We start from the raw sequence: 22,626 nt of genomic DNA on the forward strand, positions 1-22,626 counted from the left end.
ACGCGAGCCCTGCTCTCCGTTCAGGGGAGAACAGGGCTCGCTGCCAAGGGGCCTCGCGGCCTCAGACGACCATCCACTGCTGGTTGGCGCCCGCGGTGCAGCTCGCCTGGTCGAGGGCGGCTCCGTTGGCGGTGGACGCCCCGGCGACCTCCAGGCACTTGCCGCTGTTGACGTTGGCGAAGGTGACGTAGCCGCCGATCACGGCCGTCCTGGTCCACAGCTGGTGCGGGGCGCCGGTGCACGTCGACTGGACGGCCACCGCCCCGTCGGCCGTCGAACCGCCGGAGATCTGGAGGCACTTGCCGCTGTTGACGTTCACCAGCTCGTAGGCGGAGCCCACCGCGGTGGGGACCCACTGCTGGTTGGCACCGGAGTTGCAGTTGCCGGAGTTCACCGAGGCCCCGTCCGCCGTGCTCAGGTACCACACGTCGGCGCACTTGCCGCTGTTGCGGTTGAGCAGGTGGTTGTTCGCGGTGCCGAGTGGAGCGGCGAGGACCGGCCATCCGCCCGCGAAGGTCACCTGGCGGATGTCCAGGGTCTCCTGACCGGAGTTGTCTCCGTCGTAGTAGTGGTAGGCGAGGAACTTGGTCGTGCCGTCGTCGTAGGCGTCGGCACCGCCCGCGGCCACCCTGGGATAGGCGCCGGTGAGGACGGTGGTGCCGCCGCCCGAGGCCATGTCCGTGCCGTTCTGGTCGAGATAGGGGCCGGTGATGCTGGTGGAGCGGCCGACCACCGTGTAGTAGGTGCTGTTGACCCCGCTGCAGCACAGGCCCTTGGAGCCGAAGAGGTAGTAGTAGCCGCCGTTGAGGATGATCGTCGGGTTCTCGATGCCGACGGCGATGTGCCAGAGGTTGTTGTCGGTGGTGGAGAGCTTGCCGGTGGTCTGGTCCAGGACGTGCATGTAGGTGCCGCTGCCGGTCCAGGAGCCCCAGGAGATGTAGAGCCGGCCGTCGGGGCCCCAGTCGACGTTGGGGTCGATCGGGTAGTTGACGTCCGTGACCATGCCCTGGTCGGTCCACGGTCCCTCGATGTTCGTGGCCGTGGCGACGCCCATCACCGCGTAGTTGGAGCCCCAGAGCGAACCGGCGTAGTACAGGTGGTAGCTGCCGTTGAAGTACTTGATGTCCGGGGCCCAGATGTTCGGCGGGGTCGAGCCCAGCTTGGCGGTGATCCAGGACGGGGTGGACGACCACACGTTGCCGACCTTGGTCCAGCCGGAGGCAGCGGTGCCGCCGCAGGTCTTGCGGATCGTGATGGACCCGCTGGGGTTGAGCGGGTCGTTCTCGAACCCGGTGGAGAAACCGTAGTAGCAGCTGCCGACCTTGATGACGCTCGGGTCGTGCATCCGCAGGTCACCGCTGAGCGCCTGGGCCGGACCGGCGGTCACCAGGCCGAGGAGGGCCATCAGGGCGACCATGAGCGCGGCGAGGACGGAACGCCCCGCGCGGGTGCGCCTCTCGCCGGATGTCGGGGGTCTGTGCATGCGAAACTCCTTTGTGCCGCTGCGTGGTTGGCCGGGGGGTGGGTGTGTCAGCCGGGGGGGGTGGGTGTGTCAGCCGGCGTCGGAACCGTGGTTCGCCCGCCGGACGGTGGTGGTGCCGGTCGGCAGGAGGTCAACGGTGATGCGCCCGTCGGACGGTGGTGGTGCCGGTCGGCAGGACGGTCACGCCTCCGTCGGGCCAGTCGACGCGTGCCGTGGTGCCGGTCGGCACGGTCGCCCGCACGGTGAGTCCGCTCTCGTCGAGGTCCCAGCGGATCTCGACGCGCCCGTACGGCGACTCGTGGGCGGCGTGCGCCCAGGTGATGCCGCCGCCCGGCCGGGGCCGGAAGACGATGCCGCGGTAGCCGGGTTCGCTCGCGCCCAGTCCGGCGACCGTGCCGTGCAGCCACTCGGCCACCGCGCCCAGGGCGTAGTGGTTGAACGAGGTCATCTCGCCCGGGTTGACGCTGCCGTCGGGCAGCATGCTGTCCCAGCGTTCCCAGACGGTGGTGGCGTCGTGCTTGAGCGCGTAGAGCCAGGACGGGCACTCCTGCTGGAGGAGCAGGGCGTACGCGGTGTCGTCGTGGCGGGTGGCGCTCAGCGCGGGGGCCACCAGCGGGGTGCCGATGAAGCCGGTCTGGATGGTGTGGCCGCCCTCGGCGACCAGTTCGGCCAGCCGGCGCCCGGCGGCGGCCCTGGCCTCCGTGTCCGGGAGGAGGTCGAACTGGAGGGCGACGGCGTAGGCGGTCTGGGTGTCGCTGGTCATCCGGCCGCCGGGCAGCACGTACGCGTCGACGAACGCCTGCCGGACCCGGTCGGCGAGGTCCCCGTAGCGGTCCCCTTCGTCGGGGCGGCCGAGGACACCGGCCGTCCACGCCACATGGCGCGCGGACCACGCGTAGTACGCCGTGGCGATGAGGTGGCGGTCGGTGCGGCCTGCCCCGGGGTCGTCCGGGGGTGCGAACGGGTCGAGCCAGTCGCCGAGTTGGTAGCCCCGGTTCCACAGACCCGACGGGCCGGCGAGCCGGGTGACGAGGTCGACCCAGCGCCGCGCGCTGTCGTACTGGGCGGCGAGGAGTCCGGTGTCACCGGAGGCCCGGTACAGGTCCCAGGGGGTCAGCGCCACGACGTCGCCCCAGCCGGCGCCCGGTCTGGCGGGGGTCCACTGCTCGCCGCCGGGGATCTCGGGGACGTACCAGGGGACGGTCCCGTCGTCGTGCTGTTCCACGGCGACGTCCCGCAGCCAGGAGCCGAGCATGCCGTGGCAGTTGTACAGGAAGGCGGCGGTGGGCGCGAAGATCTGGATGTCGCCGGTCCAGCCGAGCCGCTCGTCACGCTGGGGGCAGTCGGTGGGGAGGTCGACGAAGTTGCCGCGCAGGCTCCACACGACGTTCTGGTGCAGGCGGTTGACCTGGTCGTTGGAGCACGCGAACCAGCCGGTGCGCGCCATGTCGGTGTGGTGGACGCGGGCGACGATGTCGCGCCCGGGGAAGCCGCCACCACGCCAGCCGGTGATCTCGGCGTACCGGAATCCGTGCAGGGTGAAGCGCGGCTCCCAGGTCTCGGGGCCGCCGCCGCGCAGGGTGTAGCGGTCCGTGGAGGTGGCGCCGCGCAGGGGGCGGACGCACAGTTCGCCGTCCTGGAGCACTTCGGCGTGGCGGATGACGACCGTGTGCCCGGCCGGTCCGGAGACCGTGATGCGGACCCGGCCGACGAGGTTCTGCCCGAAGTCCACCAGCAGCCGGTCGTCGTCCAGCGCGGTCACCAGCACCGGGTGGATCTCCTCGGTGCAGCGCACGGGTGGGCCGGTGGGCGCGACCAGGGTCGCCGGGTCCCGGGGGACGACGTCCACCGGTGACCAGTCGCCGTCGTCGAAACCGGGTCTCGACCAGCCGGGCAGTTCCTGCCGGGCGTCGTACGTCTCGCCGTCGAGCAGCCCCGCAGACAGGATCGGGCCCTGGGCGGCCCGCCAGGAGGGGTCGGTGCCGATGACGGTGACGCTTCCGTCGCGGTGGACGATCTCCAGCTGGGCGAGGAGCGCGACCCGGTCGCCGTAGAGGTCGGCGTGGCCGCCGCCGAAGCCGAGGCGGCCCCGGTACCAGCCGTCGGCCAGCCAGGCACCGATGGCGTTGGCACCCGCGCGCAGATGCCCGGTCACGTCGTGGGTCTGGTAGCGCAGCCGGTGGTGGTAGCTGGTCCACCCGGGTGCGAGGGCGTGGTCGCCCACTCGTCGGCCGTTGATCTCGATCTCGTAGAGCCCGTGGGCGGTGACGTACAGCCGGGCGCGCTCGATGTCCGCGGCGGCGGTGAACTCCTTGCGCAGCAGGGGCGGACGCCGGTCGCTGTCGCTCCCCCGCGGTGAAACGGCCTGGGCCGTCCAGTCGCCGGGGGCCAGCAGGCCCGTCTCGATGTGCAGGGGCGGGCTCCAGTCGCCGGCCACCTGGTCGGCGCCCCGGACCCGCACCCGGATCGCGCAGGCCTCCCGGGAGCCCAGGGGCGGCAGCGGCCAGGAGACCAGCACGGAGTCGGGAGAGGTCACCCAGTCCGTGCGGTGGGTCCCGTCGGCGCGCGTCGCCTCGATCTGGTAGGCGTGCTGGGTCCAGCCGGTCGGCGCGGTGGTCTTCCAGGAGAGCCGGGGCGCGGACTCGCCGATGCCGAACGGCTCCCGGTGGTGCTCCGCGGTCGGGGCGGCCACTGTGGGTATGCGCTCGGGGGTCATCCCTTCACCGCCCCGGCCGTCAGGCCCTTGATGATGCGCTGGTTGATGAGCAGGTAGAGGACCAGGGCGCCGACGACGTTGATGCTGATCGCGGCGAACAGGGGGCCGAAGGCCGTCTCGCCGTACTGGCCGGTGAAGTTGAGCAGGCCCACCTGGACGGTGCGCAGGTCGTCGTTGGTGGTGAAGGTGAGGGACACCAGCAGGTCGTTCCAGATGAAGAAGAACTGCACGAGCGCGACCGTGAAGACGGCGTTGCGCACGACGGGGAACCCGATCCGCCAGAAGGCCGTGAGCATGCCGGCGCCGTCGAGGGTGGCGGCCTCGAACATCTCGCGCGGTACCGCCCGGAAGTAGGTGGCCATCATGAAGACGGTGAGCGGGAGGCCGACCGCGGTGTAGGTGATGATCAGCGGCCACAGGGTGCCGGACAGACCGCTCTGGAAGTACACCCGGAACAACGGGAGCAGGATCATCTGGCTCGGCACCATGATGCCCACCAGGAAGACGAGGAGCACCTGGTGGCGGCCGCGCCAGATCATGACCTCCAGGGCGAAGCCGGCGGCGGTGCCGAGCAGGATGATGAGCGCGAGTGAGGGCACGGTGGCCAGGAGGCTGTTGCGGAGGTAGAGGGCGACATGGCCGGTCGTCCACGCGTCGGCGTAGTTGTGGAAGTCCCACTTCCCGGGCAGTGACCAGGCGGGGTCGTTGACGAACTCCGACTGGGTCTTGAACGAGCTGAGCAGCAGCCACAGCAGGGGCGTCACCTCGACGAGGACCAGCAGGGCGACGAGCAGGTTGCGGGTCAGGCGCCGGGCGTACCCGCGCTTGCGGACGGTGGCCGGCCGTGGGGTGGGCAGGAGTTCCCGCGGCGGGGCCGTGAGGGTGTCGGTCATGGGGGTTCAGCCCTTGGTCAGGTCGCGGCGCGAGAAGCGGAAGACGACGAGGGTGACGCCGAGGCAGACGACGGTGAGCAGGGAGGCGATGGTGCTGCCGTAGCCGTAGTCGCCGTAGGAGAAGGCGGTGCGGAACATGTAGAGGGTCAGGGGGGTCGTGCCGCTGCCCGGGCCGCCGTTGGTCAGGGCGAGGACCGAGTCGAAGACCTTGAGGGTGCCGTTGATGCTGAACACCACCGAGGACAGCAGCACGGGCGCGGACAGCGGCAGGACGATGTGCCGGATCAGCCGCCATCCGGTGGCGCCGTCCAGCCGCGCCGACTCGAGCGTCTCCTCGGGGATGTCGAGGAGCCCGGCGAAGATGAGGACGCCGTAGAAGCCCATGGAGCGCCACACGTCCATGACGACGAGGACGACGAAGGAGCCGCCGGCGCTCGCGAACCAGTCGCCGTGGTGCACCCCCAGCCCTTCGAGGGCGATGTTGGCCAGGCCGTTCTGCGGGGCGACGGCGAAGAGCTTCTGGAACATCAGGGCCACGGCGACGGTCGGCAGGATCACCGGGAAGAACACCAGGGTGCGCACGACCGCGGACGACCTGCGCAGCACGAACACGTAGAGCAGCGCGAGCAGGTACCCGCAGAGGACCTGCCCGGCGCTGACGGCGAGCGCGTACTTGAAGGTGAACCACAGCGCCGAGTGGGCCTGCGGGTCGTGCCACAGCTTCTCGAAGTTGCCGAGCCCGCCGAAGGTGAAGCCCTCGATGACGTTGCCCTTGAAGAAGGTGTACCCGAGGGACCAGCCCATCGGCACCAGCATCACCAGGGTGTAGACCAGCAGCGCCGGGCCGAGCAGGACGGCGATGGCGCGGCGGTCTCCCAGAACTGAACGCATGACGGCTCTCTCACGAAGGGTTCGGTGCGGACGGCGGTGGTGCGGCGGGATCAGCCGTTGTCGAGGTCGGTCTGGATCTTCTGCATGAAGTCCTTGGCCGAGAGGGAGCCGGTGACGAGCGGCGCGGCGTTGGTCTGGCTGGTCTCCGTCGCCTTCGTGTTGAACAGGGCCTCGAACCACAGGGTGCTGGTCGTGGTCTTCGAGATGGTGTCCTGCACGGTCTGGGTGAGCGGCGGGAGCGTGCCGGTGTCGCCGTTGGGCTTGAACCCGGAGACGGTGCCCTGGTCCTTCAGGGAGGCGGCGCCGTAGTTCTTGGTGATGCAGGTGAGCCAGTCGCCCACCTTGGCGTCGTAGGACTTCGCGGAGACGGCGACGGGGAGGCCGACGTTGGCCGGGATCTGGTCCGCGCTGCCCTTGCCACCGGCGACGGTCGGGAACGGCATGAAGCCGACGTTGTCCGCGCCGATCCTGTTCTTGGTCTTGTCGTTGAAATCGCCGAGCGCCCAACTGCCCATGTAGAACATGGCGGCCTTGCCGGTGAGGAACTGCTGGGTGGCGGTGTCGTAGTCGATCGATCCGACGCCCTGGCCGAAGTAGCCGGCCTTGCCGAGCTCCGCGACGGCCTGCGCGGCCTTCACGTAGGCGGGGTCGGTCAGTTTCGCCTTGCCGTCGGCGACCGCCTGGAGGGCGTCCGGGCCGAGTTCGCGGTAGAGGTAGCCGCTGATGAGCCGGGTGAGGGGCCAGCCGTCCTTGCCGTCGGCGGCGAAGGGGGTGACTCCGGCGCCCTTGAACTTCGCGGCGGCCGCGACCAGTTGGTCGTACGTGGTCGGGGTCGCCACGTGCTGGTCGGCGAAGAGCTTCTTGTTGTACCAGATGCCCTCGATGTTGAACTGGTAGGGCATGACGTTGAACTTGCCGTACAGGTTCTCGACGGTCTTGATCGCCGCGGGCTGGAGGTCGTCCCACACGCCGAGGTCCTTGAGCGTCTTCTCCAGGTCGAGGACCTGGCCCGCCTTGTCCAGCGTCTTGGTGAGCTGAGGCGTGCCGCCCGCCGCGAACTGCACCGGCAGCGCGTTCTGACCGGCGAGGAGCTGCACCTTCTGGTCGACGTTGCCGATGGGAAGCGTCTGGATCTTCAGCGGCAGGGCCTTGTTCTGCGCCGCGCAGGCGCCCTTGCCCAGGGTGGTGAGCTCCTGCTGGACGATGTGGTTGTCGTCGTTGATGGTGAGGCTGAACTCCTTGGCGGCACTGCCGGCGCCGCTTCCACCACCGCAGGCGCTCAGCAGCAGGGCGGAGGTGGCGGCCGTGGCGACGAGGGCGACACGGCGGGTCCTGAGGGTGTTTCTGAGGGTGTTGTGCACGGGTGCTCCTCGGCACACAGAGCGTTGAAACGCTTCAATTAGGAGATGCGGGGAACCTATGACCCGGTTCGGCGTGTGTCAAGGATTTGTCGGGGACGTTTCTGAACCGCGTCCGAGGGGGGCGGGTGGCGCGGGCGGTCAGGGTTGCAGGCGACAGGGATGCGGAAAGTGCTGGTCAGATCGTTGAGGAGCGCCACGGCACCCGGTTCGGCTCGGCAGCTCCCGGCCTGTCACTTCTGCGTGCCGGCCCGCGCGATCGGCTCGCGCCCCCGATCGGCGCGGGGACCCCTCTTAGTTCGGCGCGCTGGACCGCACGATCAGCTCCGGCTCCAGCACCACCGTGGCGTGCCGGTGCTGCTTGCCCGAGGCCACCTCGTCCATCAGCAGCCGGATCGCCTCCTGGCCCATCATCCGGCCCGGCATGTCCACCGCGGTCAGCGGCACCGCCGCCGCGCCTGCCGCACGGTTGTTCTCGCAGCCGACGACCGCCACTTGGTCCGGCACCCGGATCCCCGCCACGGTGTGCAGCTCGTGGATGATGGCGTTGGCCAGCTCGTCCGTGACGACGAGCAGGCCGTCCGGCAGCTCCTCGGGCGCCCGGCGGGCGAGTTCGGCCCCCACCACATGCCCGTGGGACGTGGTCAGACCGACGCTGTCGATCTCCTCCAGGGTGACGCCGGGACCCGCCTCCTCGACCGCCGCCCGCACTCCCCTGCGCCGGTCGCGCACCGGCTGGTAGTCGTCGTGCGCGACCACGTACGCCAGCCGGGTGCGCCCGGTGTCGATGAGATGGCGGGCCGCCAGATACCCCACGTGCTCGTTGTTGACCAGCACCGAACAGCAAGTGCCGGGCCGCGGGGCGTAGTTGAGCAGCACGACCTGGCGGCCGTGCGAGCGGATGCGGGCGATGCCGGCCGTGGAGTCCTCCATCGGCGCCAGCAGCACACCGGTCACCCGGGACTCGTCGAAGAGGTCGAGATAGTCGTCCTGGAGGCGCATGTCGCACGCGGTGTTGGCCAGCAGGAGGTTCTGCCCGATCGCCCGGGCGGCGTCCTGAGCGCCGTGCGCCATGTCGATGAACAGGGAGTTCTCGATGTCGGCGAGGACCATGCCGATGCTCTTGGTCGAACCGGACACCAGCGACCGGGCGGCGTCGTTGCGCACGAAGCCCAGGCGCCCGATGGCCTCACGGACGCGCTCCGCCGTCGCGGGGCTCACCTTCGCCGGGTGGTTCAGCACGTTGGAGACCGTGCCGACCGAGACGCCGGCGGCGTCGGCGACGTCCTGCATGCTCGGACTGGCATGCCCCTGAACTGCTCGCGGACGGGCGGTTGCCACAGCGCTCCTCGACCTCCGGTCTCGTTCCAACCCGGGACCGCACGGCACCCACAGTGACCAGGCTGTCGCCGACAAGGCGCAGAATACATGACGGGTTTTGAAACGCTCCAAGGTTGTCGTTCGGGCGGTTCGCACGCCGGGGCGGAGACCGAGCGATATCGGCTGGTCACCCGGGAGCCGAGGGCTGCGCGGTGCCCTACCGTGCACGGGCGTCTGCGGGATCGGCCCGCGCCGGAACGACTCCTCCGGAACCCGCCCGCGGTCGGTTGAACTGGTCGATCGGCGCGGCTGGTCTTGACGGCCCGACCGGAGCGTGCGAATCTCCCAATCTTGCTCGATTGAAACGCATCAACCGGGACCCGGTGCTCCACCGCCGGTCAGTCCATGGACCCGGCCGCCTCGGGGCGCGGGTCGTCGTCCCCGGCGGCGTTCCGCGGCGGAAGCCGGTCCCGGTCGGCGTAACGGCGCAACAGCCACCAGCCGTACGCGGCCTGAAAGACGTACACGCTCACCTGCCACCAGTCCGGGGCCGAGCCCGGGGAGCGGATCTGGAAGAAGTCGTCGAGCGCGTGGACGACCACCATCGGCCAGACCGACCCGATCGCGAAGCGCAGTCCCGCGCAGGTGAAGCCGAACAGCGCGGCGGACAGCATCTGCCACAGGGTGTCGTCCCACGCGGCCCCGAAGAACAGGTGGTTCTGGAGGTGCCCGAGGCCGAAGAGGACGGCCACACCGGTGGCCGCACGCAACGGGCCGAGCGGGGTGAGGGTCTGCTGGACGAGGCCACGGCTGTAGACCTCCTCGTCGATACCGACCCACAGCAGCGAGACCAGGGAGCTGACGACTACCGTCGTACGGCCGTCGAGCCCGGCGAGCGCGTACGAACCGGCGATCAGCAGCATCGGCAGCGCCAGCCACCAGCGCCGTCGGCGGCCGAACGTGGTGGTGCCGGACACCCGCAGCCATCCCCACCGCCACAGCACGCACCAGACGCCGGTGAGGCAGATCGCGTTGATCACGGTGGCGCCCAGGCCGGGGAACCATGCCGGGGCGAGTGGGGGCAGCAGAACCTTGGCGAAGAGCAGGAGCACGACATGCCAGGCGAGCGTCAACTCCACGGCGCCGCAGACCGGATGACGGGTTACGTGTCCTTTCCAGCGCTCCATCACGGGGCGAGGGTATCCGCGGCTGCCCGCGCGGTACCCCTCGTTGTCGGGAACGCCGGAGGAACTGCCGACGTTGCCCCGGAAGGGAGCGCTGTCGGCGTTGCCCCAAGGGTCCCGCTGTCGGCGTTGCCCCAAGGGTCCCGCTGCCCGGGTTGCCCCGAGGGGCCGCTGTCACGAACGTCCGTGCGGCCGCCACCGGGCGACCGGTTACAGTGCGCGAGACGGCAGCCCGGTCAGGGAGGAACAACGTGACCGACACCAGCAACGCCCGGCCCGCCGAGGGCGAGGCACAAGCACCGAGGCAGAGCCGGCTGCTCCGCCTGCTGCGCTACCTCCCCCTGATCGCTCCCGTCCTGCTGTGGGCCGTGCCCTGCTGGGTGCTCCTGTTCACCGGCCAGCACTGGCCGCTCCCCGTCACCGTGGCCGGCACCGCCCTGTTCGTCCTCGGGCTCGCCGCGATGCCGCTCGCGATGATGCGCGGCCACGGCCGGCGTCAGCAGGACCGGGCGGCGATCATCGGTGACACCCTGCTGGGCGGCAGCTGGGTGTTGTTCACCTGGTCCGTCCTGCTCGGAGTCCTGCTGCGGCTCGCCCTGACCGTGGCCGGCGTCGGCCAGAGCGAGGACCGGGCCCGGATCGTCACCTGGGCCGTGCTCGGCGTGTCCGCCGCGTTGCTCGCCTGGGGGTACGTCGAGGCCCGCCGTGTGCCCCGGGTGCGCCGGCTCGACGTGCCGCTCCCCCGACTGGGAGCCGGGCTGGACGGTCTGCGTGTCGTACTGATCACCGACACCCACTACGGCCCTCTCGACCGTGCCCGCTGGTCGGCCCGGGTGTGCGAGACGGTGAACACCCTGGAAGCCGACCTGGTCTGCCACACCGGGGACATCGCGGACGGTACGGCCGAACGCCGCCGCGCCCAGGCCACCCCGCTCGCGACCGTGCGAGCCACGGAGGCCCGGGTCTACGTCACCGGCAACCACGAGTACTACAGCGAGGCCCAGGGGTGGGTCGACCTGATGGACGAGCTGGGCTGGGAGCCGTTGCGCAACCGCCATCTGCTGCTCGAACGCGGTGGCGACACCCTCGTGGTCGCCGGCGTGGACGACGTCACCGCCGAGTCCTCCGGGCTGGCGGGTCACCGCGCCCACCTCGCCGGAGCCCTGGACGGCGCCGACCCCGAACTGCCCGTGCTGCTCCTGGCGCACCAGCCCAAGTTCGTCGACCGGGCGGCGGCGGCCGGGATCGACCTCCAGCTCTCCGGCCACACCCACGGCGGGCAGATCTGGCCCTTCCACCACCTGGTCCGCCTCGACCAGCCGGCCCTCGCGGGTCTCAGCCGGCACGGTGTCCGCACCCTGCTCTACACCAGCCGCGGCACCGGCTTCTGGGGCCCGCCGTTCCGGGTCTTCGCGCCGAGCGAGATCACCCTGCTGGTGCTCCGCTCAGCGCAGCAGCGTTGACTTGCGCGGTCCCTTGGGTGGGCGGAGTCCGTACACCGGAGGAGGTGGCGCGCATGGCCTCCGGTGCCCGCACTTGTCCGCACACCGGGGAAGTGGCGCGCACGGCCTCCGCAGCAGCGGGGTCGCTCCCACTTCCCCCACGGGCTCAGCGGCCCCAGCTCCACAACAGGCTCAGCGGCCCCAGCGCAGCGCGGCCGTCTGCACGGGTGCGTCCCACAGCCGCAGCATCTCCTCGTCAGCCCGGCAGAGGGTCACCGAGCAGCCCGCCATGTCCAGCGACGTGACGTAGTTGCCCACGAGCGCCCGCGCCACCGGCACGCCCCGGGCCTCCAGCAGCCGGGCCACCTCGGCGTGGAACCCGTACAGCTCCAGCAGGGGCGTCGCACCCATCCCGTTGACCAGGGCCAGTACCGGCCCGTCGGCCGGCGGCAGCTCCCGCAGTTCCTCGAAGACGGCACCCACCGCGACCTCCGCGATCTCCCGGGACGGCATCATCGCGCGCCGCTCCCGGCCCGGCTCGCCGTGGATCCCGACCCCGAGCTCCATCTCCCCGTCCGGCAGGTCGAAGGTCGGTCCTCCGCTCGCGGGAGTGCTGCACGCGCTGAGCGCCACGCCGAAACTGCGCGAGCACTCGTTGACGCGCCGGGCGATCTCGGCCACCTGCTCCAGGGGTGCGCCCGCCTCGGCGGCCGCCCCGGCGATCTTCTCCACGAACAGGGTCGCCCCGGTGCCCCGCCGCCCGGCCGTGTAGGTGCTGTCGGTGACGGCGACATCGTCATTGACCAGGACACTCTCGACCCGGACACCGTCCTCCTCGGCGAGCTCGGCGGCCATCTGGAAGTTCAGCACGTCCCCGGTGTAGTTCTTGACGACGAACAGCACGCCCTGCCCCGCGTCGACGGCGCTTGCCGCGCGCAGCATCTGCTCCGGGACGGGCGAGGTGAACACCTCCCCGGGACAGGCGGCCGACAGCATCCCGTACCCGACGAACCCGGCGTGCAGCGGCTCGTGCCCGGAACCGCCGCCGGACACCAGCCCGACCCGGCCGCTCTCGCGCGCGTCCCGCCGTACGACCACCCGCCGTTCCACGTCCACGTCCAGGTCCGGGTGGGCGGCGGCCAACCCGGACAGGGCATCGGCGACCACGGTCTCCGGACTGTTGATCAGCATCTTCATGGCACCTCCCGGGTGGAACCGGCGGCCGAGCCTCTGCCCCCTGTCCTCACGGAGTTCAAAGTCCTCACGGAGCTGAGGGTCCTCACGGAGCTCGGGCATCGCCGGACGGGCGGACGCATTCGCGATCGCACGCCCCACGACCAGTGTGCCGCCACCCGGTGGACAACCGCGATGCGTGCGCGCTGGCCCTCCGGGCAGAGAGGGGGTGCGGCCACTTCGGTCGGGCGGCCAGGGCGCCGTCGAAGCGCCGCAGGTCCTGGGAGCGCGCCCCCGTAGCCGTCTGCGCAGCACTTGCCCGGGATGACGGCGACCGCCACCTGCCCTGCCAGGGATGACGGCGATCACCCCGCACCCCGCCCTCCGCCCTCCGCACCCCGCACCCCGCACCCCGCAATCGCATGCCTCTGGCGTCCCGCACGCGCATACCTGCGGCCGGTCATACAATGATTTTTGAAGGCTCGGGGCAGTCGACAGCCGACCTTCGGGCCGGCGGGAAGCGGGCACCCATGGCTGAGCGACTCAAGAGATCAGGACTGGTCGGCGAGCTTTCAGCGGAATTCGCCGGCACGATGATCCTCATCCTCTTCGGTTGTGGCGTGGTGGCTCAGGTGGTCGCCGGCGGGGCCCTCACCAATCCCGCGGGCGGCCTCGGAAACCACGACAGCATCGCCTGGGCCTGGGGCCTCGGCGTCACCCTCGGTGTGTACGTCGCGGCGAGGCTGAGCGGTGCGCACCTCAATCCCGCGGTGACCCTGGCGCTGGCGGCGTTCAAGGGGTTCCCGTGGAGCAAAGTGGCTCCCTACGCGCTGGCCCAGACAGCCGGCGCCTTCGTGGCAGCCCTGATCGTCCGGTGGAACTACACCGAGGCGCTCGCGAAGGCGGATCCCACCCACACGATCAAGACGCAGGGCGTCTTCTCCACGCTGCCCGCGAACGGCAACCCGAATCTGCCGGTCCACGAATGGGGCGCATTCCGCGACCAGGTCATCGGCACCGCGATCCTGCTGCTGCTGATCCTGGCGGTCACGGACCTGCTCAACACGCCCCCCGGCGCCAACCTGGCACCGTTCATCGTCGGTCTGATCGTCGTGGCCATCGGTATGGCCTGGGGTACCAACGCGGGTTACGCGATCAACCCGGCACGCGACTTCGGTCCACGGCTGGCCAGCTTCCTCACCGGGTACGGCGGAGCGTGGCGAGATCAGTACGGGAACTTCTACTTCTGGGTGCCGATCGTCGGTCCGGTGGTCGGAGGCCTGCTGGGAGCGGGCCTGTACAAGGTCTTCATCGGCCGGTTCCTGCCGAACGCCGAGCCGGAGCCCCCGGGACGGGTCCCGGCCCCGGACGAGAACTGACCGGCTCCCGGGGTGGCCGGGCTCCGGCTGCCCCGGGAGCGCCCTAGGAGAGGCGGCATCCCATGGCGGACTTCGTCGGCGCGGTGGACCAAGGGACCACCAGCACCCGTTTCATGATCTTCGACCATGCCGGCAACGAGGTGGCGCGGCACCAGCTGGAGCACTCACAGATCCTCCCGCGCTCGGGGTGGGTCGAACACGATCCGGTGGAGATCTGGGAGCGCACCAACTCGGTGATCCAGACGGCGCTCCGGAACGGCAACCTCTCGGCGGAGGACCTGGCGGCCATCGGCATCACCAACCAGCGGGAGACGACGGTCGTCTGGGACCCGCGCAACGGCCGCCCGTACTACAACGCGATCGTCTGGCAGGACACCCGTACGGACTCCATCGCGGCAGCGCTGGACCGCTCGGGCCAGGGCGACGTCATCCGCCGCAAGGCGGGACTGCCACCGGCCACGTACTTCTCCGGCGGCAAGATCCAGTGGATCCTCGAGAACGTCGACGGAGTGCGTGAGGCGGCCGAGCAGGGCCATGCCCTCTTCGGCAACACCGACGCCTGGGTGCTGTGGAACCTCACCGGCGGCCCCGACGGCGGCGTCCACGCGACCGACGTGACCAATGCCAGCCGCACCATGCTGATGGATCTGGAGACCCTCGACTGGGACGACGAGTTGCTGGGCTTCTTCGGCGTTCCCCGGGCGATGCTGCCGACCATCAACCCGTCCTCCCACCGGGAGGCGTTCGGACAGACCCGTACGTCCCGCCCTCTGCGGGCGGCCATCCCCATCACCGGTGTGCTCGGCGACCAGCAGGCGGCGACGGTCGGACAGGTCTGCTACGCCCCCGGCGAAGCCAAGAACACCTACGGCACCGGCAACTTCCTGGTGCTCAACACCGGCACGGAGCTGGTGCGGTCCCAGCACGGCCTGCTGACCACCGTGGCCTACCAGTTCGGCGACAGCCCGGCGATCTACGCCCTCGAAGGCTCCATCGCCGTCACCGGCTCCGCCATCCAATGGCTCCGCGACCAGCTGAAGATCATCAGCGATGCCGCGGAGAGCGAACGCCTGGCGCTCACCGTCGACGACAACGGCGGGATCTACTTCGTGCCCGCCTTCTCCGGCCTGTTCGCCCCGTACTGGCGTTCCGACGCCCGCGGCGCGATCGTCGGCCTCGCCCGGTACAACGACAACGGCCACCTGGCGCGGGCCGCCCTGGAAGCCATCTGCTACCAGAGCCGCGACGTGGTGGAGGCCATGGAGCAGGACTCCGGCGTCCACCTCGACGTGCTCAAGGTCGACGGCGGCGTGACGGCCAACGACCTGTGCATGCAGATCCAGGCCGACGTCCTCGGCGTCCCGGTCAGCCGCCCGGTCGTCGCCGAGACCACCGCGCTCGGCGCCGCCTACGCCGCCGGTCTGGCCACCGGTTTCTGGCAGGACACGGACGAACTGCGCACCCACTGGCAGGAGTCCAAGCGCTGGGAGCCCCAGTGGTCCGAGGAACAGCGCGCGGAGGGATACGCGGGCTGGAAGAAGGCGGTGGAGCGGACGCTCGACTGGGCCAAGGTCGAATAGGTTCCGGCCGGGAGCGACCGAAGGGGGCCGCCGGCGCCGCGTGCACCGGCCGCCCCCGCACCCGCACCCGCACCCGCCCCAGCAGTCGCACCCGCTCCCGCTCCCGCTCCCGCACCCACCCCATCACCCGCTCCTGCACCCGCACCCGCTGCACGAGGAGAAGACCATGGCGAACCCGGTGGCCCTCTCGCCCGAGGCACGCGCGGAGGCTCTCCACCGACTGGGAGAGAAGGAGCTCGACGTCCTCGTCGTCGGGGGCGGCGTGGTGGGCGCCGGCGCGGCCCTGGACGCGGCCACCCGTGGCCTGCGAGTCGGCCTCGTCGAAGCCCGGGACTGGGCCTCGGGCACGTCCAGCCGCTCCAGCAAGCTCATCCACGGCGGTCTGCGCTACCTGGAGATGCTGGACTTCCGGCTCGTCGCCGAGGCCCTGAAGGAACGCGGACTCCTGCTTCAGGTCCTGGCTCCGCATCTGGTGCGTCCGGTGCCGTTCCTCTACCCCCTGCAACACCGGATCCGGGAGCGGCCTTACGTCGGCGCCGGCGTGCTGCTGTACGACACCATGGCCACGGCCTCCGGCACCTCCAGAGGCCTGCCCCACCACCGCCATCTGCTCAAGCGCCGAGCCCTGCGCGAGGCGCCCGCGCTGCGCTCCGACGCCCTGGTCGGCGCGATCCAGTACTGGGACGCCCAGGTCGACGACGCCCGGCACACCCTGTTCCTCGTCCGCACGGCCGTCGCCTACGGAGCGCTGGCCGCCAACCGCACCCGGGTCAGCCGCTTCCTGCGGCAGGGCGAGCGGGTGGTGGGAGCCGTGGTCACGGATCTGGAGACGGGCGACGAGACGGAGGTGCGGGCCAAGCAGGTCATCAACGCGACCGGCGTGTGGACCGACGACACCCAGTCCCTCGCCGGTACACGGGGCCAGTTCCACGTCCGCGCCTCCAAGGGCGTACATCTGCTGGTCCCCCGCGACCGGATCAACTCCCGCACCGGGCTGATCCTCCGCACCGAGAAGAGCGTCCTGTTCGTCATCCCCTGGGGACGGCACTGGATCATCGGGACCACCGACACCGACTGGACACTCGACAAGGCCCATCCCGCCCTCAGCTCCAAGGACGTCACCTATCTGCTGGACCACGTCAACAGCGTCCTGGCGACGCCGCTGGCTCCGGAGGACGTCGAAGGCGTCTACGCCGGTCTGCGTCCCCTCCTGTCCGGCGAGGCCGCGGAGACCAGCAAACTGTCCCGTGAGCACCTGGTCGCCCACCCGGTCCCCGGTCTCGTCGTGGTGGCCGGCGGCAAGTACACGACCTATCGGGTGATGGCCAAGGACGCGGTCGACGAGGCGGCCCGCGGCCTGGACGAGAAGGTGCCCGACTGTGTCACACAACGCGTTCCGCTGCTCGGCGCCGACGGCTACCCGGCCCTCTGGAACTCCCGCCACATCCTCGCCGAGCGCTCCGGGCTGCATGTCGCCCGCATCGAGCACCTGTTGAACCGCTACGGCTCCCTGGTGCACGAGCTGCTCGCCCTGGTCGCGGCCGACTCCTCGCTCGGCGCCCCGTTGCCGAGCTCCGACGACTACCTGCGGGTCGAGGCGGTGTACGCGGTGACCCATGAGGGAGCCCGCCACCTGGAGGACGTGCTCGCCCGTCGTACCCGGATCTCCATCGAGTCCTGGGACCGAGGTGTGGACGCGGCGCGGACCGTGGCGGACCTGATGGCGCCTCACCTGGGGTGGGACCAGGCGCACCGGGACCGTGAGGTCAACCACTACCTGAAGCGAGTGGCCGCCGAACGCGAGGCCCAGCAGCAGCCGGACGACCAGACCGCCGACGCGGTACGGCTCGGCGCCCCCGACATCATCCCGGTGCACTGAGTTCACTCTGAGTTCGGGGACAAGAGAGTCTCACCGAAGCGTGCAACCGTATGACCCTCGCATATGTCTCATACTGTGACCATCAGTCCCCGACGTCTCATAGGGGGGCGTCATGCATACCCGCCACCGCCTCATGGCCACTACCGCGAGCGCACTCCTGCTGGCCGGCACCGCGGCGTCGACCTCTGCCGCCGCCACGTCCTCGGCACCGGCCACGAGTCTCGTGGTCAACGCCAGGATCGCCGGTCACTGCTCCTACGACAGGGTCGTCATCGACGTGAAGGGCAAACTGCCGCCGGCCACCGTCAAGCGTGTCAAGGAACTCCGCTACGACAGCTCCGGGAAGAAGGTCCCGCTGGCCGGGAAGTACTTCCTGGAGATCAAGCTCTCCCCCGCAGCAGCCCACGACGACGCGGGCAGGAACGTCTACAAGGGCCCGCGCCTGATCAAGCTGAATCTGCCGAAACTCAAGGGCTTCGCACTGACCGGCGACTTCGAGGGCGTCGTCACCTTCGGGGCCGCGTTCAACAGCAAGCCCTCCTACACGACGAAGCAACTACACCGCCCCGAACGCTTCGTCCTCGACATCGCCCACCACAACACCTGCCGTTCCTAGCACCGAGGTACACCGAAGCCGCGCCGTACGGGATCAGCCCGGTAGTCGGCGAGAACGGGACCGCCGGGACCGGTGTGGTCCGGCCCGGCGGTCGTTCCCCCGTGGCGAAGGACCGCTACGGCCGGTTCAGGGTGATGGAGTTGACCGGCGTGAGGTTCTCGTACGTCCAATCGTCCTGGAAGAGGGTCTCGTAGCAGTTGGTGCCGCCGTAGTTGTAGCAGAGGCTGGCGGTGGCGCCGCCGTACTGGTTGTTGAGGACCCAGTGGTCCCCGTACTGGTTCCTCAGGTTGTGGTAGCCGTAGCTGGAGTACTGGACCGTCGGGTGCGGGTCGTCGAAGGGTTCGACACCCTGGGCCCAGATACACACGTTGCCGGACCTGCATCCGTACACCGTGTCGTCGCCGGCCTGGGCGGTACCGCTCATCACCACCATTGCCGTGGCAGCGGTCGCGAACGCGGCGGCGGCACTCATCACCTTGCGCATGTTTCCCCCTGGCGGGTGGCCTGCATAGTCGCAGGCAGAGCTTCGAGTCGACGGGAGCGGATGCGGTGATCCCCTCATCCGCTCACGAGTTGCAGCCCGGCTGACCGAGCAGCTCCTAGCCTTCAGGGCCGAGCGCCGGGAGTCTTGTACGAAGACGCAATCGCAGCGGAGGAACATCAGCAGTGTCCGAACCGATCGACCAGCCCGGCGAGTTCATCGGCCGGCCGGCCGCATCCTTACGCGGCATCGTCATCCGCTATCGCGGCCACTACATGGCGGGGGCAAGGCCCGCGAGGGTCACCCTGCCCTCGGCGAGCGTCACTCTCCTCCTGGGATGGGAGCAGCCGCTGACCATCCGGAGCGGGCCGGCACAAGGAGTGGCACCAGCTTCGTGGCCTGCGATGATCGCGGGCCCGCAGACTGCGCCCACGGTCGCGGGTTTCGACGGGGCCGGGTATGCCGTCGAGATCGACCTCACGCCACTCGGCGCGTACCAGCTCCTGCATCTCCCCCTGCACCACCTGGCAAGAACGGTCATCGCCCCGGACCACATCATGGGACCGGGCTGGGCCGCGAACACCACCGAACGGCTGGCCGCAGCACTGTCCTGGCCTCGCCGCTGGCAGATTCTCGACGCTCTGCTCGCCCGGCGCCTCAGCGCCGGAACTCTCCCGTCGCCTGCCGCCGTTCAGGCGTGGAACCTGCTACGGGAGCGGGGCGGGGCCGTCTCCTTGCGAGAGCTGACCCGGGCCACCGGCCTCGGTCAGCGCCGTGTCCAGCAGTTGCTGCGGGAGCACATCGGACTGCCCCCTCAGACGCTCTCCCGCATCGTCAGATTCCACCGCGCCCTGGCAGTGGCATCGACAGGTCCGGACTCGCTCGTCGACCTGGCCGGCCTGGCGGGCTACCACGACCAGTCACACATGAGCCGCGACTTCCGTGCCCTCTCCGGCAAGACACCAGGAGAACTGCTCCACCTCATGCGCCGAAGACCAGCAGGGCACAGCGGCGGGCACATCCAGTCCTTCAACGACTTCGGCCTCCCTGCCCCACCAAGCCGCCCGGCGGGGTTCGCCGTCCCTGCGCCCGCTGACCCCACGAAGGCTCCTAGCCCTCCGCGACGATCCTGCGTGCCGCCTCCGTCTTCTTCCGGTGGGCCGTGAGGAGCTCTTTCAGGGGCTTGGAGTTCTTGTCTATTTCCGCCTTCTGCAAGGCTGATTCGGCCTTGAACCAGATGTCGAGCAGGTCCGTCTTCTCCTTGCAGCGCACATCCGCGCGCGCGGTCTCTTTCTCCTTCGTGGAGATGTCCTCGCGCTGGAATTCCCTGTTGTTCGCCGGTTCGAGCGGAGTGGTATATCGGAATCCTGAACTCCGCATGCAGGCGGACCAGTTCCGGAATACCTCCTTCACTTTCGGTTCGGTGAGCGAATCCTGGTAGCTCTGCGTGGAGATGGCCCGGGCGATCTCAGCGGCTTCCGGGGCGTCGTACTTCTTGGCGAGTTGCGCCACCGACTGGCCGAAGCAGCCGTTCCTCGGCACTTCCCTTCCTTTGTAGACGACCTTTTCCGCAGTGCCCGGTTCTGCACCTCGGTTTCCGTAGAACACCCGCAGGGCGTCCTCGGGAAGGTCGGGGCCCGCGGGCAGCGGGCCGAGGTCGGGGTGGTATCCGAGGCGAGCCGCCTCGCTCGAGCTGGACAGCCCGTAGCGGCGGTCGGCGGACGTGGAGGTCTCGGCCTCCCGCTTCGCAGGCTCGTACGTGATCCCGTAGGTGCGCAGACAGCGTTTGGTCAGAATTTGCTGCGCGGACTCGATGACGGCGGACTCGTCAGCGGTGTAGCTGTAGCGGGCAATGGGCAACCGCTCACCAAAGGTGACCTGCGGCTTTGCCGCCGAACCGCTGGAGGTGACGGGCGTCTTGGAGGGCCCGGCCGGGGCGCCGCCCTCGCTCGGACCGCTCCCGGAGGAGCAGCCGAGCAGGGCGGCGGCCAGGGCCAGGCACAGGGGTGCCAGGCGTCGCACGCGGGTCAGAACTTGTAGCAGGTGTTGTCGTTGCGGCCGTACCCGAAGGAGGCGTTGTTGTTGTACGTGTTCTTCAGCTGGTACGCCGTCCCGAACTCGGGGAGGGAGTCGCACGCGCCCTGGAGGTTGCTGTTGAAGTAGATCACCAGGTTGTACGGCGCCATGTTGACCGCGGAGGCGGCGTTGTTCTTGACGGGCTGGCCCTTTCCGGCGCCGTCACCGAGGAACGTGTAGCCGTTCAGGCTGTAATGGTCGAAGCCGCGGAACACGGTACGGGAACCGGCAAAGCCGGTGTTGTAGTGGAACCGCATGCAGTAGGTCTGGGAATCGGGACAGGTGAGTCCCGCGTCGGCATTCGACTGCGGGGCCACTCCGAGCACCAGACCGGCGGTGGCGGTGGCGGTCACACCGAGGGACGCGAACGTCCGGCTCAAACGCATGGCATATCTCCCGTGTTGGTCATACACGATTGGAGCGGCGCCATATTCCTCGCCGCGCGAGCCGGATGATCGTAACAACCCTTGATTCGTTGGGGAATTGGGATTTGCTGCTGTGGCACATGCTGACCGAGGGACATCGGAGACTATGTCGGACATCACCCCTGCACGCAGACCTGAAGCACCATCCCACGCCCCGGCATGGCGGTCTCACGCATAGCCAATGCCCGAACTATGTTGCCCCGCCACATGTGCCCTCGCGATGCGCGTTCCTACGGTGTCCGGACACCCACCCGTCCCCACCGCACACGAGGAAGTGGCGCACATGGCCTCCGCAGCATCCGCTCCCCCGACGCCGAACAACCTGAAGCGCATCGTCGCCGCCAGCCTCATCGGCACCACCATCGAGTGGTACGACTTCTTCCTCTACGGCTCCGCGGCCGCCCTCGTCTTCAACAAGCTGTTCTTCCCGGACTCCGATCCGCTCGTCGGCACACTGCTCTCCTTCCTGACGTACGCCGTCGGATTCGCCGCCCGCCCGCTCGGCGCGCTGGTGTTCGGGCACTACGGCGACCGGCTGGGCCGCAAGAAGCTGCTGGTGCTGAGCCTGCTCCTGATGGGTGGGGCGACCTTCGCGATCGGCCTGCTGCCCACCCACGCGACCGTCGGCACCGCCGCCCCCGTACTGCTGACCGTGCTCCGCCTGGTCCAGGGCTTCGCGCTGGGCGGCGAGTGGGGCGGCGCCGTACTTCTGGTGTCCGAGCACGGTGACGCGCGCCGGCGCGGCTTCTGGGCCTCCTGGCCGCAGACCGGGGCACCGGCCGGGCAACTCCTCGCGACGGGCGTGCTGTCGCTGCTGACCGCCGTCCTGTCGGACACCGCGTTCGGCAGCTGGGGCTGGCGGATCCCCTTCCTGCTCTCCGGGGTCCTGGTGATCGTCGGGCTGTGGATCCGGCTGTCCGTCGACGAATCGCCCGTGTTCAAGAAGGCGTTGGCGCAGGCTGAGGCCCGCAAGGCGGCGCGCGCGGGGACGGCCGAGAAGCTGCCGGTCGTCTCCGTGCTGCGGCACCACTGGCGCGATGTGCTGGTCGCGATGGGCGCGCGCATGGCGGAGAACATCTCCTACTACGTCATCACCGCGTTCATCCTCGTCTACGCCACCACCTCCGCCGGTGTCTCCAAGCAGACCGCCCTCAACTCGGTGCTCATCGCCTCCGCCGTGCACTTCGCGGTGATCCCCGCCTGGGGCGCCCTGTCCGACCGTGTCGGCCGCCGCCCGGTGTACCTGCTCGGCGCGGTCGGCGTGGGCGCGTGGATGTTCCCCTTCTTCTCGCTCGTCGACACCGGCGGCTTTGGCAACCTGGTCCTCGCGGTGACCGTCGGGCTCGTCCTGCACGGAGCCATGTACGCACCCCAGGCCGCCTTCTTCTCCGAGATGTTCGCGACCCGCATGCGGTACTCCGGCGCCTCCATCGGCGCGCAGTTCGCGTCCGTCGCGGCCGGCGCCCCCGCCCCGCTCATCGCCACCGCCCTCCTCGCCGACTACGGCACCTCCACCCCGATCGCCCTCTACGTCATCGCCGCGGCCGTCCTGACCGTGGTCGCCGTCGGCGTCGCCCAGGAGACCCGCCACCGGGACCTGGCCGACGTCGAACCCGCCACCACCCCGGCCGCCGAGACGGGGTCCGCGGCCCACTCCCCCGCCGCCGACGCCAGGACCGTCTGAGCCCTCACGGCCCGGAGCCGGACCCGGCCCCCGTACGCCACGCGTG

18 protein-coding genes are annotated in these 22,626 nt (G+C 70.0%); 7 read left to right on the top strand and 11 right to left on the bottom strand.

All coding sequences use genetic code 11. From position 1 onward, the window contains the following. Positions 1-61 precede the first annotated feature (61 nt). The 7 genes from AQJ54_RS22880 to AQJ54_RS22910 form a co-directional block, all read right to left on the bottom strand. Entirely contained in the window at positions 62-1,483 is a 1,422-nt protein-coding gene (locus AQJ54_RS22880) for an RICIN domain-containing protein (protein WP_062240548.1), read from the bottom strand. A gap of 130 nt (positions 1,484-1,613) precedes the next feature. Beyond that, positions 1,614-4,199, bottom strand: a complete 2,586-nt coding sequence (locus AQJ54_RS22885) for an alpha-L-rhamnosidase (RefSeq protein WP_062240550.1) — start codon at positions 4,197-4,199, stop codon at positions 1,614-1,616. Next, positions 4,196-5,092, bottom strand: coding sequence for a carbohydrate ABC transporter permease (locus AQJ54_RS22890; RefSeq protein ID WP_062033734.1), 897 nt, complete (start codon positions 5,090-5,092; stop codon positions 4,196-4,198). The genes AQJ54_RS22885 and AQJ54_RS22890 overlap by 4 nt, the downstream gene beginning before the upstream one ends. Positions 5,093-5,098: 6 nt before the next feature. Then, positions 5,099-5,983: a carbohydrate ABC transporter permease gene (locus AQJ54_RS22895; RefSeq protein WP_062033737.1), complete on the bottom strand. Its 885-nt coding sequence runs from the start codon at positions 5,981-5,983 to the stop codon at positions 5,099-5,101. A gap of 50 nt (positions 5,984-6,033) precedes the next feature. Beyond that, positions 6,034-7,344 carry an ABC transporter substrate-binding protein gene (locus tag AQJ54_RS22900; protein WP_062240552.1) on the bottom strand — a complete coding sequence of 437 codons (1,311 nt, stop codon included), beginning with the start codon at positions 7,342-7,344 and terminating at the stop codon, positions 6,034-6,036. A 291-nt stretch (positions 7,345-7,635) separates the two neighbouring features. After that, positions 7,636-8,634: a LacI family DNA-binding transcriptional regulator gene (locus tag AQJ54_RS22905; protein WP_062240554.1), complete on the bottom strand. Its 999-nt coding sequence runs from the start codon at positions 8,632-8,634 to the stop codon at positions 7,636-7,638. A gap of 425 nt (positions 8,635-9,059) precedes the next feature. Then, a complete protein-coding gene (locus tag AQJ54_RS22910) occupies positions 9,060-9,848 on the bottom strand; it encodes a CPBP family intramembrane glutamic endopeptidase (RefSeq protein WP_062240556.1) in 789 nt (262 codons plus the stop codon). A 248-nt stretch (positions 9,849-10,096) separates the two neighbouring features. On the opposite strand from AQJ54_RS22910, the gene AQJ54_RS22915 reads away from it, so the two are divergent. Continuing rightward, positions 10,097-11,308 (top strand): metallophosphoesterase, encoded by a 1,212-nt coding sequence (locus tag AQJ54_RS22915; protein ID WP_062240558.1) that lies wholly within the window; start codon positions 10,097-10,099, stop codon positions 11,306-11,308. 171 nt (positions 11,309-11,479) lie between these two features. On the opposite strand, the gene dhaK is transcribed toward AQJ54_RS22915, so the two are convergent. Continuing rightward, complete coding sequence (dhaK, locus tag AQJ54_RS22920) at positions 11,480-12,484, bottom strand: dihydroxyacetone kinase subunit DhaK (protein ID WP_062240560.1); 1,005 nt, start codon at positions 12,482-12,484, stop codon at positions 11,480-11,482. 506 nt (positions 12,485-12,990) lie between these two features. Here dhaK and AQJ54_RS22925 point away from each other — a divergent pair. From AQJ54_RS22925 to AQJ54_RS22940, 4 genes are all read left to right on the top strand, one after another. Further along, positions 12,991-13,839, top strand: coding sequence for an MIP/aquaporin family protein (locus AQJ54_RS22925; RefSeq protein WP_062240562.1), 849 nt, complete (start codon positions 12,991-12,993; stop codon positions 13,837-13,839). A gap of 62 nt (positions 13,840-13,901) precedes the next feature. After that, positions 13,902-15,419, top strand: coding sequence for a glycerol kinase GlpK (glpK, locus tag AQJ54_RS22930; protein ID WP_062033750.1), 1,518 nt, complete (start codon positions 13,902-13,904; stop codon positions 15,417-15,419). A 166-nt stretch (positions 15,420-15,585) separates the two neighbouring features. Beyond that, entirely contained in the window at positions 15,586-17,298 is a 1,713-nt protein-coding gene (locus tag AQJ54_RS22935) for a glycerol-3-phosphate dehydrogenase/oxidase (RefSeq protein ID WP_062033753.1), read from the top strand. A gap of 112 nt (positions 17,299-17,410) precedes the next feature. Next, positions 17,411-17,914: an AMIN-like domain-containing (lipo)protein gene (locus AQJ54_RS22940; protein WP_062033756.1), complete on the top strand. Its 504-nt coding sequence runs from the start codon at positions 17,411-17,413 to the stop codon at positions 17,912-17,914. Between the two features lie 115 nt (positions 17,915-18,029). On the opposite strand, the gene AQJ54_RS22945 is transcribed toward AQJ54_RS22940, so the two are convergent. Next, on the bottom strand, positions 18,030-18,398 hold the full coding sequence (locus tag AQJ54_RS22945; protein WP_062033759.1) for a hypothetical protein: 369 nt from the start codon (positions 18,396-18,398) through the stop codon (positions 18,030-18,032). 182 nt (positions 18,399-18,580) lie between these two features. Between AQJ54_RS22945 and AQJ54_RS42995 the strand changes: the two genes are divergently transcribed. After that, positions 18,581-19,561 carry a helix-turn-helix domain-containing protein gene (locus tag AQJ54_RS42995; protein WP_063806451.1) on the top strand — a complete coding sequence of 327 codons (981 nt, stop codon included), beginning with the start codon at positions 18,581-18,583 and terminating at the stop codon, positions 19,559-19,561. On the opposite strand, the gene AQJ54_RS22950 is transcribed toward AQJ54_RS42995, so the two are convergent. Together AQJ54_RS22950 and AQJ54_RS22955 are read right to left on the bottom strand one after the other, a co-directional pair. Then, the gene (locus AQJ54_RS22950; protein WP_062033765.1) at positions 19,506-20,417 is read right to left on the bottom strand and encodes a hypothetical protein; all 912 of its coding nucleotides are present in this window, start codon (positions 20,415-20,417) and stop codon (positions 19,506-19,508) included. The two genes, AQJ54_RS42995 and AQJ54_RS22950, sit on opposite strands and share 56 nt — an antisense overlap. A 5-nt stretch (positions 20,418-20,422) precedes the next feature. Further along, the gene (locus AQJ54_RS22955) at positions 20,423-20,857 is read right to left on the bottom strand and encodes a hypothetical protein (protein ID WP_062033767.1); all 435 of its coding nucleotides are present in this window, start codon (positions 20,855-20,857) and stop codon (positions 20,423-20,425) included. 322 nt (positions 20,858-21,179) lie between these two features. Between AQJ54_RS22955 and AQJ54_RS22960 the strand changes: the two genes are divergently transcribed. Continuing rightward, on the top strand, positions 21,180-22,580 hold the full coding sequence (locus AQJ54_RS22960) for an MFS transporter (protein ID WP_062240564.1): 1,401 nt from the start codon (positions 21,180-21,182) through the stop codon (positions 22,578-22,580). Positions 22,581-22,626 lie beyond the last annotated feature (46 nt).

This window comes from Streptomyces griseorubiginosus (assembly GCF_001514195.1).
In the GTDB taxonomy this organism is placed as follows: Bacteria; Actinomycetota; Actinomycetes; order Streptomycetales; family Streptomycetaceae; genus Streptomyces; species Streptomyces griseorubiginosus.

Excerpts from the sequence above, each read along its gene's own strand:
- AQJ54_RS22880 (WP_062240548.1), bottom strand. The coding sequence starts at position 1,483 with ATGCACAGACCCCCGACATCCGGCGAGAGGCGCACCCGCGCGGGGCGT.
- AQJ54_RS22885 (WP_062240550.1), bottom strand. The coding sequence starts at position 4,199 with ATGACCCCCGAGCGCATACCCACAGTGGCCGCCCCGACCGCGGAGCAC.
- AQJ54_RS22890 (WP_062033734.1), bottom strand. The coding sequence starts at position 5,092 with ATGACCGACACCCTCACGGCCCCGCCGCGGGAACTCCTGCCCACCCCA.
- AQJ54_RS22895 (WP_062033737.1), bottom strand. The coding sequence starts at position 5,983 with ATGCGTTCAGTTCTGGGAGACCGCCGCGCCATCGCCGTCCTGCTCGGC.
- AQJ54_RS22905 (WP_062240554.1), bottom strand. The coding sequence starts at position 8,634 with ATGCAGGACGTCGCCGACGCCGCCGGCGTCTCGGTCGGCACGGTCTCC.
- AQJ54_RS22910 (WP_062240556.1), bottom strand. The coding sequence starts at position 9,848 with ATGGAGCGCTGGAAAGGACACGTAACCCGTCATCCGGTCTGCGGCGCC.
- dhaK (WP_062240560.1), bottom strand. The coding sequence starts at position 12,484 with ATGAAGATGCTGATCAACAGTCCGGAGACCGTGGTCGCCGATGCCCTG.
- AQJ54_RS22925 (WP_062240562.1), top strand. The coding sequence starts at position 12,991 with ATGGCTGAGCGACTCAAGAGATCAGGACTGGTCGGCGAGCTTTCAGCG.
- glpK (WP_062033750.1), top strand. The coding sequence starts at position 13,902 with ATGGCGGACTTCGTCGGCGCGGTGGACCAAGGGACCACCAGCACCCGT.
- AQJ54_RS22935 (WP_062033753.1), top strand. The coding sequence starts at position 15,586 with ATGGCGAACCCGGTGGCCCTCTCGCCCGAGGCACGCGCGGAGGCTCTC.
- AQJ54_RS22940 (WP_062033756.1), top strand. The coding sequence starts at position 17,411 with ATGCATACCCGCCACCGCCTCATGGCCACTACCGCGAGCGCACTCCTG.
- AQJ54_RS22945 (WP_062033759.1), bottom strand. The coding sequence starts at position 18,398 with ATGCGCAAGGTGATGAGTGCCGCCGCCGCGTTCGCGACCGCTGCCACG.
- AQJ54_RS22955 (WP_062033767.1), bottom strand. The coding sequence starts at position 20,857 with ATGCGTTTGAGCCGGACGTTCGCGTCCCTCGGTGTGACCGCCACCGCC.
- AQJ54_RS22960 (WP_062240564.1), top strand. The coding sequence starts at position 21,180 with ATGGCCTCCGCAGCATCCGCTCCCCCGACGCCGAACAACCTGAAGCGC.